Consider the following 18,548-nt stretch of genomic DNA (forward strand, 5'->3'; position numbering starts at 1 on the left):
ATCGTATGTCTCAGTCGACAGTGTCGTCAGCTGCAACACTCAAGAGCACTGGCAAAGCCACAAAGATGCGCTACGTCGTGGCGTTCATGTTGTTCCTCACCGTAGTTATCAACTACATGGATCGTTCAAACCTTTCCGTTGCAGCACCCTTGATTTCCGAAGAATTCGGCCTGGACACGGCACAGCAAGGTCTGTTGCTCTCTGCCTTTGGCTGGACCTACGCTGCGATGCAGCTACCCGGCGGATGGTTGGTAGACCGAGTTCAGCCTCGTCTGCTGTATCCAATCTGCCTGGTGCTGTGGTCGGTGGCCACGATCTTCATGGGTATGGCCGGAAGCTTCATTGCCTTGATTGTTTTGCGGTTGGCTGTTGGTGGCTTTGAAGCCCCTGCGTACCCAATCAATAACAAGGTAGTCACTGCCTGGTTCCCTGAACGAGAACGTGCCACGGCCATTGGCTTCTACACCTCGGGCCAGTTCATTGGCCTTGCGCTGTTGACTCCAGCTTTGATCTGGCTGCAGCACGCAATGACCTGGCACTGGGTCTTCGTAGTGACCGGTGGCGTTGGCGTCATCTGGGGTTTGATCTGGTTCTTCATGTACCGAAACCCCGTGGATTCCAAAAAGGCCAACGCCGCTGAAATTGAGTACATCCGTGATGGTGGCGGACTAGTTGATCTAGGCAGCGCCAAGACCAAGACGGTTGCACCGAAGCTGAGCAAGGCTGACTTTGCCTTGGTGTTGGGACGCCGCAAGCTCTGGGGCATCTATATTGGCCAGTTCTGCCTGACCTCCACGTTGTGGTTCTTCCTGACTTGGTTCCCGACCTACCTGGTGACCTACCGCCAGATGGACTACATCAAGACCGGATTCCTGACCTCTCTGCCATTTGTCGCGGCGCTGGCTGGCGTACTGATCAGTGGTGTTCTCTCCGATTACATGCTCAAGCGTGGAGTAAGCCTGGGCACTTCCCGCAAGCTGCCGATCATCACCGGGCTGCTGCTCTCGATGAGCATGATCGGTGCAATCTTCACGGACAGCACTGCCCTGGTCATCACCTTCATGTCCATTGCGTTCTTCGGCAATGGGCTGGCGTCGATCACCTGGTCATTGGTGTCTGCGCTGGCGCCGTCTCGGCTGATCGGCTTAACCGGCGGGATGTTCAACTTCATCGGCAACCTCTCCTCGATTGCCACACCGATCGTGATCGGCCTGCTGGTCTCGGCCACCGACTTCGGCCCGGCCTTCATCTACATGACGGTCATTGCGGCCGTCGGAATCCTTTCCTATGTCTTCCTTGTCGGAAAGGTGCAGCGCGTCGAGGGCTGAACAATCAGAACCAGCTGGGCCTGCGGGAACGTGCTGGACCCTTCATGAAAGGCCGACCTGCCCACTGGGTTTAACAGGCCCATCGGGCATTGGTTTCCGGATCGTCCAACGTTGGACGGTTTTGGATATAGCTATCGCCGTCCCTGCCAGCTGATGCAAGCTGGCAGGGACGGCGATATTTTTTCAGTTGGCTATTTGCAGGGATGCAGAAACCAGTGCCTAGTGCTGGTTGCCGTTGTTGAAGTGGTAGCCGCCCTGGCCCTGGCTGGCCTGGCCATTGGCGCCTGGACCCTTGGCATCCGTGCCCGGCTCAACGTGGTTGGTCTTGGTGTGCACGATGTCGTAGTAGACGCTGGTGTCCGCAGCGTTGGGGAATACGCGGTAGGTGAAGACGTTCTTGGTCAGCTCGGTGATCGGGACAACGCGCTGGAACAGCACATCGCCAGCGTCATTCTTGGCGTTGATCCAGCGCTCGGTGCCTTCGGCGTTCACGGTCCAGTCGCCCTTGAGCTTCGGGCTGTCATCCAGGTTGTACATGGTGTAGGTGCCATCGGCCTTGAAGTAGGCCCAGCCCACGAAGCTGGACACCGCCGGGTTGTCCAGGGCTACGCGGTTGCCGTCCTGGTCTACGGCGCTGGTGGTCTTCCAAGGGGTTGAAGCCAGGGTCTGCGAAGGAGTCAGGCCCTGCCAAGCCGATGCGCTGGCGGAAACGGTGCCGTCCTGTGCTGGTGCTGGTGCTGCGTTGGCCGGGGCCACGCTGAATACTGCGCCGGCGGCAACTGCTGCGGCAACGGTGGACAGGGCGATACGGCGGGAAATTGGTGAAATGTTCATGGCTTCAACATTACGGATCGCCATATCGGCGCACATCACCCGTTGGGCTATGTTCCTTGGCCTGATGGAGGAGGGCGTGGGCCGGCGAGGCTGCGTCCCACGTCTGAAGAGCACCTGTGAGGCACCGCTGCGGCACAAGATGAATGGCATATTAAAGCGGACAGACTGCTTTCAAATTCATGAAGGGATCCAGATGAGCACCAACCATTTTCACGTCCTTGCCAAAGATGAGCTGTGGACCGTCACTTTGGATGGGCTGCATGTGACAACGTGTGGCTCACGGACGGAGGCTTACCACGAAGCCGTCGCCAAGGCCGGGGAACTCGGATCCGGCGAAATCTACGTGCATGATCCAGAAGGAGACCTGGCCTGGCACGAATCTGTGCCCAAAGACCCAGAAACGCACTAGCATCCGGGCCGCGGTCCAGCCGCTGCATTCGGCTCAGCCTAGAATGCCGCCGGATGGGCAGATGCAGCACGCCTGCTGGCAATCGCAGGTGAAGCGATACCTGGTGCTATCGAGCCGAAGAAACCCGCCGTCCCCGGAGGAATCCGGAGTCGGCGGGCTTTCTGGCAGGGGTCAATCTGGCTATGGGGCTGTTGGCTCTGCGTGATCCGTCGGGGTGTGGATGATATCGAAGTAGACATCGGACTTCTGCGGGTCAGGGAAGACGCGGTAGGTGAATTCTTCATCGGTCAGCGTGACGATATCCGAATCGCGGGTGAACAACACCTTGCCAGCGTCATCCTTGGCGACGATGCTGCGGGTCTTGCCATCTTCGGTGACGGTCCAATCGCCCTGCATCTTGGACGAGTCATCCAGGTTGTACATGTCGAAAGTGCCATCCGCGCGGAAGTAGGCGTTGCCCACGAAGTTGCTGACATCCTTGTCGGAGAGCTGGACTGCCTCGCCCTTCGCATCGGTGGCCCCGGTGGTTTCCCAGGCGGTGGAGGACAGGATCTCGGACGGGGTCATGGTCTCGGTGGACGCTGACACGCTTTGCGAGGCTTCGGCGGTGGTGCCTGCGTTGGCCTGCCCGGCCTCGGTGCCGGCGGTGCACCCGGCCAGCAGTCCGATGGCCAAGGATGCTCCGCCCAGCGACATGAGCAGCTTGGGGATGTTGGAGAGCTTCTTCATATTTCCTGCCTCGATTCGTAAAAGATGTTGTGCACGGATGCCTGGTGGGGCATCGTGATAAATCAATCTTGTCGATTCGAATCAGGGAATACATCGGCCATCAAGCTGGGCCTTGCGGCCTGCTGGATGAGTTCGCCAACGCCTTGCTCACTAGCGCATTCCCTCCCGGCGGATGGCGGTGGTGATTGCCTCGACCCGCGTCTCAACGCCCAGCTTGGCGTAGATATGGGCCAGGTGGGTCTTGACCGTCGCTTCCGAGATGAACAGCCGCTGGCTCAGCTCCTTGTTGCCAAGCCCCTCGACAAGCAGGCTGAGCAATTCCGCCTCGCGGGGAGTCAGCGCCTCATCGGGGTTGCGCAGCCGGCGGAAGAGCTTGGAGGCCACCGGGGCGCTCATCACGCTCTTGCCGTTGGAGGCGCCGCGCACGGCGCTGAAGATCTCCTCCGGGGCTGCATCCTTGAGCAGGTAGCCCATGGCGCCGGCGTCCACTGCGCGCACGATATCCGCATCCGAATCATAGGTGGTGAACACCAGCACCGCCTGCTTGGCGTTGCGCTGGTGGATTTTCTTGATCGCGTCGATGCCGTCCATGCCCGCGCCCATGGCCAGATCCATGACAATGACATCCGGGGCGAGGGTTTCAAGCTGCTTGAGGGCGGCCTCGCCGGAGTCGGCTTCGGCGATCACCTCGATATCCGGCTGGGTGTCCAGCAGCGCCTTTAGCCCGCTGCGGACCACCAGATGGTCATCGACCAGGAGCACCGAAATTGTTGTCATGAGAAGTTCTCCTCGCTGGGGATCTGCGCTGCAATGATGGTCCCGGTGCCAGGGGTGCTTTCCACCGAGAATTCCCCGCCTAATTGTTCCACGCGTTGCCTCATGGCGCGCAGCCCATAGCCACCGGATTCCGACGGAGCCTCGATGTTTTCCGGGGTGAAGCCGCAGCCGTTGTCATGGATGTCCAAGGTGACGGTGTCCTGGAGGAAGCCGATGGTGACGGTGGCCTGATCCGCCCCGGAATGCAGCTTAACGTTGGCAGCGGCGCTTTGCACCACGCGCAGCAGGGCATGGCGGACCTCGGCGGATACCGGGCGCTCCGTGCCAACGACATGCAGCTGGAGATTCGGGACGTAGGCGGACGCGGCTTCGCGGAGCACCTCGGGCAGCGGACCGGTGTCCGTGGCCGGCGAGGCCAGGTCATGGACCAGCCGCCGGGTTTCCATGAGATTGTGCCGGAGCAATTCGCTGGCCTGGCGGACCTCATCCTGCGAGGAGGTTGTTGGCCAGTTCCGGTTGGCGGCTTCCAGCAGCAGCAGGCTGCTGGCCAGGCCCTGGGTCACGGTGTCATGGATTTCCCGGGCAACGCGTTCACGCTCGGTGATAATGCCGGCGCGGCGCTCGCTGGCCGCTAGCTGCAGCTGCGCACTAGAGATCTCTTCGTTCAGCCGGCGCTGCTCTGCCGCGTCCTGTTCCATCCTGTCGAAGATCAGGGTCAGCATCGCGCCGATGGCGATGGGCCCGAGAAGCATCACGATGTCCCTGTCATCGCTGAACATGTACCAGCTGAACGCCGCGGCCAGGATGGTCACCCCGCCGGCCAGATACCCGGCCAATCCGTGCAGCGTCCGGCGGCACAGGAAAAACAAGCCAAAGGAGCACCAGGCGAAACTCGGAGCAAGGAGCACCAGGACCGAAGCGGCCGCCACCAGCACGATGACCCAGGGAGCCTGCCTGTGCTTCCTGTTAACGAGGAATGCGGTGACCAGGTAGAGCGCGCAGACCACGCCAGCGAGCACCATGATCCAGAGATTCTCCACCGGGTCATGGCGCAGGACGTAGCGGATGAGCGCGGTGAGCATGAGCACGGCAAAGCCGACGTGCACCAGGGTGTCGATGTTGGCCCGTGGCGCAAGCATGAATTTAGGGGGAGCAATAGCGGTAGAAATGGCAAGACCTTTGTCGTGATGTTGATGCTTTCCCCATGGTAGAACCTGGGACAGGTTTTGTGCTCCGCCTTCTGGATGGTTTTCATCGCCTATCGGACGATGTCCATGACAGTGGTGGTGCCGGATGATGGGAGGAAGAAAATTCTCCGGACTACTGGAGATCCCCAGCAAGGAGTGTTCATGAGCAAGAACCAGGATCCGTCAACTGCCGCGGAGACCAAGACAATGGGGCTTGGAAGAAGGGCCTTGGGCATTGGAGCACTGTCGCTTGCGGGCCTGGCTGTTCTCGCCGGGTGCTCCATGGCAGCGCCTGAAGCGGAACCCGTGGCTACTCCGGCACCGTCCAGCGCCGGATCCGCAGCGCCAGAAACCACCGCACCGGAAACGAGTCTCTCCGCCGAGGAACAGGAAGAACTGGACCAGCGGCTGATCCGCGCGGCCAAGGACAATGACGTGGAATTGGTGCGGGAGCTGATTTCCGCGGGAGGGGACGTCAATGCCAAGGATGATCTTGAGGATTCGGCCTTCCTCTATGCCGGGGCCGAGGGGTTCAACGAGATCCTGGAGCTCACGCTGGAGAATGGGGCGGACGTCAAGAGCCTGAACCGCTATGGCGGGACGGCGCTGATCCCGGCCAGCGAGCACGGCCATGTTGAAACGGTGAAGAAGCTCATCGAGGCCGGCGTTCCGGTGGACCACGTCAATGATCCGGGCTGGACCGCGATGCAGGAAGCGGTGCTGCTCAATGACGGGGGAGAGGACCAGCAAGAAGTTGTCCGGCTGCTGCTGGAGGCCGGAGCGGACCCGAACATCACGGACCCGCAGGGCCGCACCGCGTTGGAGAATGCGAGGCGCCTCGGCTTCGAAGAGCTGGCGGAGGTCATCGAATCGCACGGGTAGTTCCGGCCGGCGGCCGCGTTACCAATCATTCATTCCACGTTTCCTAACGAGTACGGCAGTCTCGTAATTAGTGGTCACTTTCCGGTGTTTGAGTAATGGTGTTCTCGAATTCGAGGGCACTCGACACTCGCAACGCTAGGAAAGGTCCGCCTCATGCGCCACCCTGCACTCGTCCCCGTGGGCTTGTTCGGCCTCGCCGCCTTGGCTCTCACAGGCTGCCAAGCATCGGCCACCGCGGCCGATGCGCCGATCAAGATCGCCACCCTGCCCGTCTCGGATGATCCCACGGCAGTGAATCCCAATGAAGCCCTCGTGGAATTGCTCGAAGCCGAGACCGGCCGCGAGGTCGAGGTCACCGACGTTCCCGACTACCTCAGCGTGGTGGAAGCCATCCGCGCAGACCATGTCGACATGGGGATCATGAGCGGGTTCCCCTCGGCACTGGCATTGAATACCGGTGAAGTCGATTCCCTGCTGGCCTGGAAGGGCGCCGATGAGCCGGTCTCCACCTGCGTGGTGCTCGACGGCTCGCCAGCCAAGACGCTGGAGGACTTCCGCGGCAAGACCATCGCCTTCGCGGACCAGGCCTCGAGCTCGGGCTACTTCATGCCTGTCTACATGCTGCACCAGGCCGGGCTGGAGCAGGGCAAGGACTATGAAGCCATCTTCGCCGGCGGCCACGAGGGAAGCTTCGCCGCCCTGGAGCAGGGACAGGTGGACGCGGCCTGCACCGCCAACGTGCTCACCGAAATGGGAGCACCGATGTTCCCCTTCGCCGAGGGCGAATGGCGCGGCATCGGCCAGAGCCCCTCGATGGAGATCATGGGCAGCGTGCTGGCCCGCCAATCCCTGGATGAGGAAACCCGGGCCACGCTGCAAGAAGCCCTGCCGAAGATCTTCTCCGAAAAGAACAAGGAAGCTTTGGCCGGATACTCGTCCTTCATCGGACTTGAGGTGGAGGTAGCCCCGGATCCCAGCGCCTATGCCTCCTTTGCCGACATCGCCGAGGTGGCAGGCGTTGAACTGGAGGACCTGAAATGAGTCCATCCGCCAAAGCGGCAGCCCCCGCCCAGCCGGCGCAGCTGATGAGCACCGCCGAGCTGCGCCAGGCGCTGCCGTTGGCCACCGTGCGCGGTCTGGAAGTCTGCTATGACCCGAAGAAGCCGGTGCCCGTGCTGGACGGTGTAGACCTGGACTTGTTCCCGGGCGAGATGGTCTCCTTGCTGGGAGCCTCGGGCTCCGGCAAATCCACCCTGATGAAAACCCTGACAGGGTTTGCCCCGGCGACCGCCGGCACGGTCCGGGTAGCCGGCCATGACCTGCGCAATCTCCAGCGCGGCGAGCTGCGCCAGCTGCGGTCCGAGGTGGGGCAGGTCTTCCAGCAGTTCAACCTGATCCCGCGCTTGAGCGTGCTCTCCAATGTCCTCACCGGTGCCCTGCACCAGGCCGGGGCCATCAACCTTGTGGGCGGCTTCTCCAGCGCCCACCGCAAATACGCCATGGAATTGCTGGACCGGGTGGGCATTGCGCACAAGGCCAAGGATCCGGCACGATCGCTCAGCGGCGGGCAGCAGCAGCGCGTGGCCATCGCCCGGGCGCTGATGCAACGTCCCCGGTTGATCCTGGCCGATGAGCCGGTGGCTTCGCTGGATCCGAAGCTGGCCGACTCGGTGCTGCAGCTGCTGCGGGACATCGCAGTGCAGGACGGCATCCCGGTGCTGGTCAGCCTGCATGTGCTTCCGCTGGCCCTGGCCCACAGCGACCGCATCGTGGGGCTGCGGCAGGGCAAGATGCTGTTTTCCGCCAAGAGCGGCGAGCTCGACGAGCAGTCGCTGAAGGGGATCTACGAAGAGGATGGCAACGATGTCCACTGACACCACCACCGCTTCCCCGGCACGCCAAGAACTGCCGGCCGCCGAGCGGATCCGCCTGGAGCGGGCCTTTTCCCTCCCGCGCGGACGCTTCCTGTTGGGCCTGCCCATCGCAGCGCTCATCCTGTTGTGGTCCGCCGGCGGAGTCGGCTTCGATTTCATCAAGCTCGGCCAGGGAACCCTGAATATGGGCGAATTCCTCGCCCGGCTCTTCCCGCCGGACTTCTCGAAGATCTCCACCATCCTGGAACTGCTGCTCGAGACCCTGCAAATGGCCATCGTCGGCACCGTGCTGGGCGTTGTGCTCTCGCTGCTGGTCGCCTTCGGCGCGGCCTCCACCATCGCCCCGCCGTGGCTGTACTACCCCTCGCGCTGGATCATGAACGTGATCCGTGCCGTGCCGGACCTGGTCTTCGCCTTGATGTTCGTCTCCGCCGTGGGACTGGGGCCCTTCGCCGGCATCCTGGCCATGACCCTCGGCTCGCTGGGCTCCATCGGCAAGATCTTCGCCGAGGCCATGGAATCGGTGGACAAGGGGCCGGTGACCGCCATGCAAGCCGTCGGCGCTTCCAAGCGGCAGATCATCCAGTACGGGATCCTGCCGCAGGCCGCCCCGCTGCTGGTCTCCTATACGCTGCTGCTCTTCGAGGGCAATGTGCGCGGCGCAACCATCCTGGGGCTGGTCGGTGCCGGAGGCATCGGCCTGGAGCTGACCACCGCCATGCGGATGTACGACTACGGCCACCTGTCGGCCATCATCATCTGCATCATCGTGCTTGTCACGATTATTGACCAGGGCAGTGCCCTGATACGAAGGAGAATCACATGAGCACCACCATCCTGGAACTTGAACTCAGCCTCCCGGTGAACCTGCGGGACCTCGGAGGAATCAGCATCGCAGGGGGCACGCTGCGCAAGAACCTGGTCATCCGCACCGATGACATCGCCTACGCGACCCGGGAAGCGGCCGCGCAATGGGTGGGCGAAGGGCTTGCCGCGGTCATCGACCTGCGCTCGCCGGCGGAAGTGGCCCTGACCGGGCGCGGACCGCTGGCGGAATTCCCGGTGGCCTATCACAACCTGCCGCTGATCAGCGACGTGTCCCGCGCAACGCCGAAGGGCGCCGAGGGGTTCACCCATGAGGCCATGGGAAAGATGTACCTGCAGATGGTAGAGCACTCTGCCGCCGCGCTGGTCACGGCGCTGAACATCATTGCCCATGCTCCGGGGGCCACGGCCTTCCACTGCGCCGCGGGACGAGACCGCACCGGCGTGCTGGCTGCCATGCTGCTGCTGGCCTTGGGCGCCAGCGATGAGGATATCGTGGCGGACTACGCGCTGACCGGGCCGAATATGCGCGCCATCATGGAACGCAACCAGCCGGTGATGGGAGCCATGTGGCAGGCCATGGGCGTGGACGTGTCCCAGTTCGATTCCTCGCAGCTGCTCAACGGCGAGATGGATGTGGCAATGGAGATGATGCTCCGAGAGCTGCGGGCGCGCCACGGTGATCCGCTGGCTCCGCTGCGCGAGGCGGGACTAAGCGATGCCACCGTACAGCGGCTGCGCCAGCGCGCTGCGGAGGCCTAGGCTTGGCAGCAATGACCCAGCCGGAGGTCCGGCGGCGTCCAGGACGTCCACGCGATGAAGATCTGGAACAGCTGGTGCTCGATGCCGCGTTGGAGATGATCGATGCGGATCAGGAGATCACGGTATCCAAGCTGGTGGAGCGCAGCGGTGTCAGCCGTGCTGCCATTTACCGGCGATGGCCATCGATGACCTTGCTCATTGCCTCTGCGCTGAATACCGGGCGCGTGGTGCCGCCGGCCATATCCCTGGAAGGGGACCTGCGGCAGAACCTCTTCGAGGCGCTCTTTGGCCACGGGGCGGAGCAAACCGTGGAGATGTATTCGGAATCCCGCTTCCGCCAGCGCATCCGCCTGGTGATGGCCGACAAGGAGCTTCAGCTGGCATATTGGCAATCGCATGTGAAGCTGCGCCGGGTGCCGATCGAGCAGGCCCTGCGCGCGGGGATGGAACAGGGGATCTTGCGCCAGGATCTGGATGTCGAGGCCTGTTTCGATGCCTTGGCCGGTTCCGCGTACTACCAGTTGGTGGTGCGTGGCGACAGCTTCCGCTTGCCGCAGACCCGTGCCAGGCTGGAAGCTGCTTTTGAAACAGTGTGGCGGGGCATGGTCGCGTAGTACCGGGGCAATAAATAGGCGCCTGTGCCATCGAATAGATGGCGCAGGCGCCGTCAGCTATTCCGGCAAGCTGGCAGCGGGCATCCTAGTATTTGTAGGACTGTCCGCCGTCGATAGGGATGACCGCGGCATTGATGAATCCTGCATCACCGGAGAGCAAGAAGGCAACGAGCTGGCCGACTTCTTCCGGCTTTCCAAAGCGCTTCATCGGGTTGGGTTCAACGAATCCCTTGCCGACTTCTTCCCAGTTCTCGGGATCGATTTGCTTCAGGGAGCCCTCGACCATCGGAGTCATGATGGCTCCCGGTGCAATGGCATTGATCTGGATGCCGTACTGGCCGTATTCGATGGCCGAGTTGCGGGTCAGGCCCACGACACCGTGCTTGGAGGCGGCGTAGCCGGATTGGTTGCCGACGCCGCGGATGCCGCCAACTGAAGCGGTGTTGACGATGGCGCCGGACCCCTGAGCGCGCATGGTCTTGAGCACGTGCTCCATGCCGAAGAAGACGCCGTTGAGGTTGATCGAGACGACCTTGTTGAATTCCTCGGAGCCGAAGTCCTCGGTGAGATTCTGTTTTCCTTCGATGCCCGCGTTGTTGAAGAATCCATCGATGCGTCCGAACGCGTCGAGAGTGGCCTTGACGTAGTTTTCCACTTCGGCTTCATTGGCAACGTTTGCGGTGACAAGAATGATCTCGGCGTCGGGAGCGAAGGCGCGGATTTCAGTTTCGGTGTCCTTCAGGCCTGCCTCGTTGAGGTCAACGAGTGCCAGCTTGCCGTTTTCCTTTGCAATCTGGATGGCAGCTGCGCGTCCCAGGCCGGAGCCTGCGCCGGTGATGATGACTGCCTTGCCTTCAAAACGTTCCATGATTCATTTCCTTTCCTTGGTATCAGCGGATTCAATGTCTGATATAGATGCAAACGCATCTTTATGTGGTTTTATTCCCTCGATAGTTCCAGCGTTGCTCATGCGGGTTGAAATTGGGTGAACTTCACATGGATGGGGAGAAAGGAATTGAGATCGAGCGCTGCAGGAGCCAGATCCACGCAGGCAGCTCCTGGAAGCGCAGGCAGATTCACAAATCGAGGTCCCGCCGGTTCAAACCGCCTTGGGCATCGCACGGCGAGTTGATTTTAAGAAACTGACTGAGGGCATCAAATCGCAGAAGAAAGGGCATTGTAAATTGAGGCTTCGCATGTCCAATCGTGACTGACGCGGGCTTGGCCTTCTGGTACTTCTGGAGCCTGTTCAGCAGGCCCGGAAGCTATAACTTCGGGCTAATAGTGAATGCCTGACCGACGAGCTCCGTGCCTCCGGGGTCGAGGTTGGTTACGCCGGTTGTTTCTCGAGGAACTCTTGATAGGTGACGGCAAGAAGCTCACGATCAGGACGTTCTACAAAGGCGCTGGGCAGCATCATCAGCTTTTGCTTGTGTCGCTGTTTCAAACCATGTTCCAGCATCGGTCCGTCGATTTCGTCTAGGAGATCCTTCCGGATCTCGACGGTGTAGTCTGGCGTGATTCCAAGAATCGAGGTGTCAAAGGCAGCATGGTGAATCTTGCATAAGGCGAGGCCATTCCTGACCGACGGGATTCCCTGTTCGTGTGAGTCGGGAATGATATGTGCGGCATCCAATAACTGCTCATGTCCAAGGTTGCATACAGCGCACCGAACTTTGTAAGCGCGAATGACTGATGCCCTGAAAACCGGCTGATGCAAGCGCACTTTGGTTTCTCGGACGAGATATTTCTTGACGATGGTATCCGGTGCCTCAGGAGCAGCCAACTCAGCGAGGGATAGTCCTTTTTCTGAAGCGACATCTAGTACGAATCGCTGGTGTTCGGGTTCTTCGCCGACGATATTTACGGGGCAAAGAACATGAAACCGCATTGGCGAACCGCCGACGCCGATGAACCAGATGATTGGGAGTTTGCGTTCCTGGGCAAGCCTTAGCCCTGAATTCGTATTTTTGTAGGGATCTTGGCCTTCCCACATGTACCTGGGCAAGCCATCGTCGCCAACTTCATCGGCGTAAGGACGTTCTTCGCCTGGCTTCCTGAAGGAAGTCATGATGCTCAATGACGTATCGAGCACTTGTGGTTTGCGAATGCCCTTCATGGGATCGATGAGCTTGAAGGGCTTCTCATCAAAAAAGAAATCATTGATTTCTTCGCGAGTTAGAGAGTATTTTCCATCGTCCGTTCGCACCTTGAGCCATGCGATCGCTTCTTGGCGCAGACGTAAGTCATCAAAATGCGACCATTTACGAACCATTCGATCTAGCTCCTCATCAGACAATATGACTGAAGATTATCAGTTTGAACTGACAAAAAGGGTGATCCGGCGTGCTGCTTGGAACGAGCCATGATAGTTGCTCATGAGGCCATTTTGCCTTGCGAGTCTTGGCGAGCTGTCGGCAACGGTGCCACCAGCCCGATTTATTACCCATCACCTGCAACCGCCAATTGGCGGGAATTATAAAGTGGCACCATCTTGGAACAAGCGCAGTAGTGGATGGTCGGAATCATAGTAAATCCTGCGATCAGATCCTGCGCCTTGTCGGAGGAATCGTTCGCCGGCGCAGTCATCATCAGTACCTCCAGGGCATCTTTCTCCCAAGCTCCCATAACAGGTCCTATCCATTAACCGTAACTACTATCGTTGGTGGGGCTAGCGTCAGATTCAGTCTGTAGGATACTCCCTGAGCTGGTCTTTAGTGCCTCGTTTAGTGGGAGGAGAGTAGAAACCGTTACACGATCACGCTCTGTCATGGGGCTAAACGCCCCGTAACTAACTTCTATCAAATGAGTCAGATGTATCTATTGATCGACTGCGACACCGGCATCGACGATGCCTTGGCCTTGGCCTATCTCTGTTCGCTCGATCATGTGGAGATCGAGGCAGCCATCAGCACCCCAGGCAATGTGGATGTTGAGCAAGTTGCGGCTAATAACCGGGCCCTACTCAGGTTCTGCGGAAAGCCGAACGTCCCAGTGCTTGTCGGAGCGCGTGAGCCACTCCAAATTCCGCTCGTTACAACTCCGGAAACCCATGGACCTCAAGGCGTTGGCTACGCAATACTCCCTGATCCAGGACCTAGCGCTATCGCCAACCAAGACGCTGTCGACAGTTGGATTGAAACAGCCCGAGCGAACCCCGGTGAGCTGACGGTTCTTCTGACGGCACCGCTGACCAACTTCGCCTTGGCGCTGCGCCGCGAACCAAAGCTTCCTTGGCTGCTTCGTAAAGTCGTGATCATGGGCGGAGCTTTCTACTACCAAGGCAACACCACGCCTACGGCCGAGTGGAACACCCACGTGGATCCGCATGCTGCAAAAGAAGTATTTGCTGCCTACACAGAAGCAGCGGAACAAGGAATGCCCTCCGAGAAGCTTCCCATCGTGTGCTCATTGGACACCACGGAACGCTTTGAAATGCAGCCGGAGTTCCTGACCAAATTGGCTGAAGAAGCGGGATGCGATGCGCCCGAACTGGTGCGAGCGAGCGACGCAGAAGGCACGCTCAGCAAAGCATCCAACCCGCTGGTGCGCTACCTTTCCGATGCTTTGCGGTTCTACTTCGAATTCCACCGGCACTACGACCAAGGCTATATTGCCCACGTCCACGACTACTTCGCCGCTGGTGTTGCTGCCGGAACTCTTAAATATGAAACCCGTCCAGCGACCATCGATGTCGAGACCGAATCACAATTGCTGTTCGGGACCACCGTTGCCGACTTCCGTGGCCTGTGGGGCAAACCGGCGAATGCCCACGTGGTCACTATCAATGACCCAAATGCAGGCTTTGAGGAACTGGTAAAACGCCTAGGGGCCTTAGCCCGGAGGCTATCCAAGGATTCTTGAGCGCCACGATGGGTGGGCTAGAATCGTCTATCGGGTCGAGGTGACATAGACCCGCAGCTCGCGCGCACCAAACGGAAATTCGGTGCGCAGCCATACTCGTACCCGAGGACCGCCTCACCATGTCATCAAATCTTCTTTTGCCCGACGATTCTTCGTCGCAAACCCTGCGCCGCCGGCTCTTGGCTATCGCAGGAACCGTTATCCTCGTGGCAACGTACCTGACCTTGATCATCACCCAGCCCATGGGAATCGTCGAGGGACTGGGACAGGGCGTTGCCCTCGGTACCTTCGCCGCCTACCTTGCAGCTGCCGTTCTTCTGTTGCTGGCCGTATTGCCTGATCTTCCTGTCTCCACCTTGACCTTGATTCCGGTAGCACTGGCGTTGAACATCATCCTTGGACAGTTTGTCGGTTCGGTCATGATTCCTCTGTACATCGACTCCATCGGTACGGTCATTGTGGGCTTCTTGGCAGGACGCCGTGCCGGTGCTGCCACCGGTGTACTGAGCACCTTGGTTTGGTCCCTGTTCGCACCCACCGTTCTGCCGTTCGCAGCCGGCGCCGCACTTGTTGGTTTCCTTGCGGGAACCGCTGCACGTTTCGGTGCACTGCGTCGCATCTACCTGGCGCCAGTTGCTGGCCTGGTTGCTGGTGTTCTCGTTGGCGTGGTTTCCTCGCCAGTAGCGACCTTCGTTTACGGTGGTACCTCGGGCGTGGGCACCGGCGCATTGGTTGCCGCCTTTAGCTCCATGGGTGACTCGCTGCTTTCTGCTGTCACCAAGCAGGCACTGATTTCGGATCCAGGGGATAAGGCCGTGGTCTTCCTGGTCGCAGCCCTTCTGGTGTACGCGTTGCCAATGCGCTTGAGCGGCAGCTTCGCCTTTGTCCGCCGCTACCGGGTCTTGGGAAAGCGCGTCAGCAAGTAAGCGACAACCATGCCCCGCACCATCAAACTTCACCCATTCACCATTCTGGCTATTGCGGCAGCAGTTATCACCATGACAACTGCTGCCAGCCTATGGTGGTTGAGCTGCGCCGTCATGGCACTGTGCCTGCTCATCGCGGGATGGTCGGGGCACCTGAAAAAGTTGGCAATTCTCAGTGGTGCCATGCTGCTGCCAACGTTCCTTTCTTTGCTGTTGATTCATGGACTGATCTCCCGGGACCAGTCTCCTGCCATTGCGCAGTGGGGTCCGCTACGCGTGACCATCCACGGTCTGGAAGTGGCGTTGTCGCTGGGCCTGCGTACAGCAGTGCTCGTGGTGGTGGGCCTGCTCTGCGGACTGCTGATTGATAGGCATCAGCTGGTGGCTGCCATTGACTTGTCACCGGTTCCGTCCCAATTGGGATACCTGCTGGCGGCATCATTGTTCTTGTTGCCGCAAATGGCCGAGAAGCAACGACGGATCGGGGAAGCTCAAGCCTTGCGCGGAACGGGAACAGGCAACGGACTGGCTGGCTGGTTCCAGCGTGTGCGGCTCCGCGCTGCCCCTCTCGTCTTGGCCTCGATGCAAGACGCCCAAGACCGCGCAGTTCATCTCTCGGCTCGCGGATTCCCGGCCAGCGGGGCCCAAACCCGGCTGCGTACCGTTCCGGACTCGCCGGTACAGCGAGTCATTCGATGGACGGCGGCCATCTGCGCGGTACTTGGTCCCATCCTGATCCTGCTTCTTGCAGCGTTGGGAGGCAATTAGCCATGGACCGGAAACTTATGCCTCAGGGCACTGCGGTGCTGGGCCTGGATTTGCACACCTTCTCCTACCTTGATGCGCCAGAGCCTGTTCTGCGAGACATCCACTTGGAGGTCCAGCCCGGTTCCTTGACCGTCATTTCCGGGCACTCGGGATCCGGGAAATCGACACTCGGTGCGATTCTCGCCGGCCTGCTTCCGCGCCACTCGATGGACCAGCTTGCCGGTACCCTGAGCGTGGATGGCTCGCTGGTCGAGTTCTCCGATTCTTCGTCCCCGCGAATCGACATCGCCCGGTGGTCCCAGCATGTAGGACTTCTGCCGCAGGAGGCGGGACACTACCTATCGGGGATCCGTGGAACCGTTGCCGAAGAGCTGGCATTCTCGCTGGAGAATGCAGGGATGCCACGTGAACAGATGCATCAGAAAGTCACCGCGCTGGCCCAACGGCTCCGGCTGGATCATCTGCTTCAGCGCCACCCGGATCAGCTTTCCGGTGGACAGGAGCGTCTTGTCGCACTAGCCGCCCTTGCCATCAGCGAACCCGAAGTCCTGGTCCTCGATGAGCCGTTGGCGGGACTGGACCAGCAGGCCACCGCATTGGTTTCCGAGCTGATCAGCCTGCTGCGAGCGCAGGGAACAGCCCTGGTGATTCTCGCCGGAACACACCATTTTTGGGCGCAGGAAGCGGACGCGCTCTGGCTCCTGGATCAAGGGACCTTGCAACGCATTCCCGACGCAGCTGAGCATCAGATAAGAACCGAACCCCAGCGCCAGCACCTCGCCGAAGGCGCGCCCTTGATGCTGAGCATGGAATCGGTTCGCCTTTCCTATCCGGGAGCCTCAGGTCCTGCAGTCCAGGACTTGGACCTTCAGATCCGCTCCGGCGAATGCCTTGGCCTGGCTGGAGCCAATGGCTCGGGAAAGACCACGGTGCTCAAGGCCATCGCCGGCTTGCTGCAGCCTGTTGCTGGAACCATGAGTGTCGCTGGGTCGACCGGCCTCTTGCTGCAGAATTCCTCAGATCAGCTCTTTGAACGCACGGTCCTTCGAGAAGTATCTTTCGGGATTCCCAAGAAGAGCTCCCTGCATCAACGTATTCCTGAAGTCCTGGCGCAACTGGGACTGGAGTCCTACGCCCACACCCACCCCTACGAATTGCCCGCCTCGGCGCGCAGGCTCACCGCATTGGCCACGGTGCTGGTCCGCGAGCCCAAGATCCTGCTGCTGGATGAGCCGACCGAAGGGTTGGATGAGCTCGGAGAGGCCAAGCTCAAAGAAATTATTGCCGCTGTGCTGGCCCGCGGGGGAGCCGTCATTCTTTCCACCCATGATGGGAAATTCATGGACAGCGTTGCCCACCGGGTGCACCACATGAATCAATAGTGACGAAGCAGACAGGGGTTTGATTGACGCGTCATCGACATTCTTGATGCTTAGGAGTAGCGTCGAAGACATGAGGCCGACGGAGATCCCGTGACCATCCAGAAACAGAAAGCGAGTGCATCATGGCTCAGTATGATGTGGCAGATCGTTCGGCAGTAGTGACCGGCGCAGGATCAGGAATCGGAGAGGCTATTGCCATTCTCCTGGCAGCCAACGGAACCAAAGTCGTCGTCCAGGACCTCAATGCCGAGGCCGCTGCCGCGACCGTGGACACCATCAAGGCCGCCGGCGGCGAAGCAGTAGCCGTTGCCGGGGACGCCAGCGATTCAGCCATCATCGATGAAACCATCAAGGCTGCCAACGCCATGGCACCGTTGAAGATCGGTGTCAACAACGCAGGCATCGGAGGCCGTGCCGCCAAGGTCGGCGAGCTCACTGATGAGGATTGGGACAAGGTCATCTCCGTGAACCTGAACGCCGTCTTCCGCGGAACCCGCGCCCAGGCCAATGCGATGATCGAGAACGGCGGCGGTTCCATCGTGAACATGGCCTCCATCCTCGGATCGGTCGGCTTTGCCGGCAGTTCCGCCTATGTCTCCACCAAGCACGCGGTAGTTGGATTGAGCAAGACCGCCGCCGTGGAATATGCCACCTCAGGGGTGCGGGTGAACAGCGTGGCTCCCGGATTCATCGAGACCCCGCTGCTGAAGCAGATGCCGAAAGACGCCTATGACGCCCTGGTATCCAAGCACCCCATCGACCGCCTGGGCCAGCCGGAAGAAGTCGCTGCGCTGGTGGCCTTCCTGGCCAGCGATGCCGCGTCCTTCATCACCGGCAGCTACCACCTGGTCGATGGCGGCTACACCGCAATCTAGTTCTATTGCCCATGGCTGATGATTATGAAGGCTACCGTGCTATAGCTCTTTAGTGAGCTACAGTTTTCGCGATGGTTGTAATGAATCAGTTTCTGCTGGCGAACCGCTCGCCGTCTGAATGGCACGCCGCAGCAAACGCTCACTCCTGGAATAAGGTTCTTTCGAACTTATCCATCCCGCGGTTGGTCTGCGGCTGATTTGTATGGGTGTGCTTGTTTGCCGGTCCCAAGCCTTCTTGAAGGCATGGGACCGGTAGTGCGAATAGGTGCTCGTTGAATACCGTTGCACTGTGATCCGCAAGTGTTGAAATGCGCATTGATCACCGGGAGAAGCCCTTGGTGATTTTATTTTTTGCCTTTCAGGCGCACAATGCATGCTCAATCTCGTTATCTGTCACAGGTTCTCAGTCTTGTGATGGCAGTCAGTCAATTTTGCTATAGACGTCAGGCGTAACGATAATTCATATTTACTGGGGATCAGTAATGATTTTCCTGCCCTATATTTCCTTATAC

20 protein-coding genes are annotated in these 18,548 nt (G+C 59.9%); 13 read left to right on the plus strand and 7 right to left on the minus strand.

All coding sequences use genetic code 11. The features are described 5' to 3' along the window. Positions 1-5 precede the first annotated feature (5 nt). On the plus strand, positions 6-1,328 hold the full coding sequence (locus ACT7DV_RS07760; RefSeq protein ID WP_444661656.1) for an MFS transporter: 1,323 nt from the start codon (positions 6-8) through the stop codon (positions 1,326-1,328). Positions 1,329-1,547: 219 nt separating this feature from the next. Here ACT7DV_RS07760 and ACT7DV_RS07765 read toward each other — a convergent pair whose 3' ends face one another. Further along, positions 1,548-2,162, minus strand: coding sequence for a DUF4822 domain-containing protein (locus tag ACT7DV_RS07765; protein WP_444661657.1), 615 nt, complete (start codon positions 2,160-2,162; stop codon positions 1,548-1,550). A 193-nt stretch (positions 2,163-2,355) separates the two neighbouring features. Here ACT7DV_RS07765 and ACT7DV_RS07770 point away from each other — a divergent pair, with 193 nt between their 5' ends. Then, positions 2,356-2,571: a hypothetical protein gene (locus tag ACT7DV_RS07770; RefSeq protein ID WP_444661658.1), complete on the plus strand. Its 216-nt coding sequence runs from the start codon at positions 2,356-2,358 to the stop codon at positions 2,569-2,571. Between the two features lie 180 nt (positions 2,572-2,751). Here the strand turns inward: ACT7DV_RS07770 and ACT7DV_RS07775 are convergent, their stop codons facing one another. The 3 genes from ACT7DV_RS07775 to ACT7DV_RS07785 form a co-directional block, all read right to left on the minus strand. Then, the gene (locus tag ACT7DV_RS07775) at positions 2,752-3,300 is read right to left on the minus strand and encodes a DUF4822 domain-containing protein (protein WP_444661659.1); all 549 of its coding nucleotides are present in this window, start codon (positions 3,298-3,300) and stop codon (positions 2,752-2,754) included. Positions 3,301-3,450: 150 nt separating this feature from the next. Further along, on the minus strand, positions 3,451-4,077 hold the full coding sequence (locus ACT7DV_RS07780; RefSeq protein WP_444661660.1) for a response regulator: 627 nt from the start codon (positions 4,075-4,077) through the stop codon (positions 3,451-3,453). Further along, complete coding sequence (locus ACT7DV_RS07785) at positions 4,074-5,216, minus strand: histidine kinase (RefSeq protein ID WP_444661661.1); 1,143 nt, start codon at positions 5,214-5,216, stop codon at positions 4,074-4,076. Before ACT7DV_RS07785 ends, ACT7DV_RS07780 begins: the two co-directional genes overlap by 4 nt. A 210-nt stretch (positions 5,217-5,426) precedes the next feature. On the opposite strand from ACT7DV_RS07785, the gene ACT7DV_RS07790 reads away from it, so the two are divergent. The 6 genes from ACT7DV_RS07790 to ACT7DV_RS07815 all read left to right on the plus strand — a co-directional run bounded on the left by ACT7DV_RS07790 (position 5,427) and on the right by ACT7DV_RS07815 (position 10,221). Then, positions 5,427-6,146, plus strand: a complete 720-nt coding sequence (locus tag ACT7DV_RS07790) for an ankyrin repeat domain-containing protein (protein WP_444661662.1) — start codon at positions 5,427-5,429, stop codon at positions 6,144-6,146. 153 nt (positions 6,147-6,299) lie between these two features. After that, positions 6,300-7,187: a phosphate/phosphite/phosphonate ABC transporter substrate-binding protein gene (gene phnD / locus ACT7DV_RS07795; protein WP_444661663.1), complete on the plus strand. Its 888-nt coding sequence runs from the start codon at positions 6,300-6,302 to the stop codon at positions 7,185-7,187. Then, positions 7,184-8,020 (plus strand): phosphonate ABC transporter ATP-binding protein, encoded by an 837-nt coding sequence (locus ACT7DV_RS07800; RefSeq protein WP_444661664.1) that lies wholly within the window; start codon positions 7,184-7,186, stop codon positions 8,018-8,020. Before phnD ends, ACT7DV_RS07800 begins: the two co-directional genes overlap by 4 nt. Continuing rightward, a complete protein-coding gene (phnE, locus tag ACT7DV_RS07805) occupies positions 8,010-8,846 on the plus strand; it encodes a phosphonate ABC transporter, permease protein PhnE (protein WP_444661665.1) in 837 nt (278 codons plus the stop codon). Before ACT7DV_RS07800 ends, phnE begins: the two co-directional genes overlap by 11 nt. Beyond that, positions 8,843-9,607 carry a tyrosine-protein phosphatase gene (locus ACT7DV_RS07810; protein ID WP_444661666.1) on the plus strand — a complete coding sequence of 255 codons (765 nt, stop codon included), beginning with the start codon at positions 8,843-8,845 and terminating at the stop codon, positions 9,605-9,607. The genes phnE and ACT7DV_RS07810 overlap by 4 nt, the downstream gene beginning before the upstream one ends. Before the next feature lie 11 nt (positions 9,608-9,618). Next, on the plus strand, positions 9,619-10,221 hold the full coding sequence (locus tag ACT7DV_RS07815; RefSeq protein ID WP_444661667.1) for a TetR/AcrR family transcriptional regulator C-terminal ligand-binding domain-containing protein: 603 nt from the start codon (positions 9,619-9,621) through the stop codon (positions 10,219-10,221). A gap of 85 nt (positions 10,222-10,306) precedes the next feature. Here ACT7DV_RS07815 and ACT7DV_RS07820 read toward each other — a convergent pair whose 3' ends face one another. From ACT7DV_RS07820 to ACT7DV_RS07830, 3 genes are all read right to left on the minus strand, one after another. Beyond that, positions 10,307-11,089 (minus strand): SDR family oxidoreductase, encoded by a 783-nt coding sequence (locus ACT7DV_RS07820; RefSeq protein ID WP_444661668.1) that lies wholly within the window; start codon positions 11,087-11,089, stop codon positions 10,307-10,309. A gap of 462 nt (positions 11,090-11,551) precedes the next feature. Then, complete coding sequence (locus ACT7DV_RS07825; protein WP_444661669.1) at positions 11,552-12,496, minus strand: HNH endonuclease; 945 nt, start codon at positions 12,494-12,496, stop codon at positions 11,552-11,554. Positions 12,497-12,663: 167 nt separating this feature from the next. Further along, positions 12,664-12,849, minus strand: coding sequence for a hypothetical protein (locus ACT7DV_RS07830; protein ID WP_444661670.1), 186 nt, complete (start codon positions 12,847-12,849; stop codon positions 12,664-12,666). A 186-nt stretch (positions 12,850-13,035) separates the two neighbouring features. Between ACT7DV_RS07830 and ACT7DV_RS07835 the strand changes: the two genes are divergently transcribed. The 5 genes from ACT7DV_RS07835 to ACT7DV_RS07855 all read left to right on the plus strand — a co-directional run bounded on the left by ACT7DV_RS07835 (position 13,036) and on the right by ACT7DV_RS07855 (position 18,036). Further along, positions 13,036-14,085, plus strand: coding sequence for a nucleoside hydrolase (locus ACT7DV_RS07835; protein ID WP_444664801.1), 1,050 nt, complete (start codon positions 13,036-13,038; stop codon positions 14,083-14,085). Positions 14,086-14,204: 119 nt separating this feature from the next. Further along, positions 14,205-15,011, plus strand: a complete 807-nt coding sequence (locus tag ACT7DV_RS07840) for an ECF transporter S component (RefSeq protein ID WP_444661671.1) — start codon at positions 14,205-14,207, stop codon at positions 15,009-15,011. Positions 15,012-15,020: 9 nt separating this feature from the next. Next, positions 15,021-15,779, plus strand: a complete 759-nt coding sequence (locus ACT7DV_RS07845; RefSeq protein ID WP_444661672.1) for an energy-coupling factor transporter transmembrane component T family protein — start codon at positions 15,021-15,023, stop codon at positions 15,777-15,779. A 2-nt stretch (positions 15,780-15,781) separates the two neighbouring features. Beyond that, a complete protein-coding gene (locus ACT7DV_RS07850; RefSeq protein WP_444661673.1) occupies positions 15,782-17,161 on the plus strand; it encodes an ABC transporter ATP-binding protein in 1,380 nt (459 codons plus the stop codon). Positions 17,162-17,283: 122 nt separating this feature from the next. Continuing rightward, on the plus strand, positions 17,284-18,036 hold the full coding sequence (locus ACT7DV_RS07855; protein ID WP_444661674.1) for an SDR family NAD(P)-dependent oxidoreductase: 753 nt from the start codon (positions 17,284-17,286) through the stop codon (positions 18,034-18,036). Positions 18,037-18,548: the final 512 nt, after the last annotated feature.

This window comes from Glutamicibacter sp. TV12E, from assembly GCF_052441935.1.
Classification (GTDB): Bacteria; Actinomycetota; Actinomycetes; order Actinomycetales; family Micrococcaceae; genus Glutamicibacter.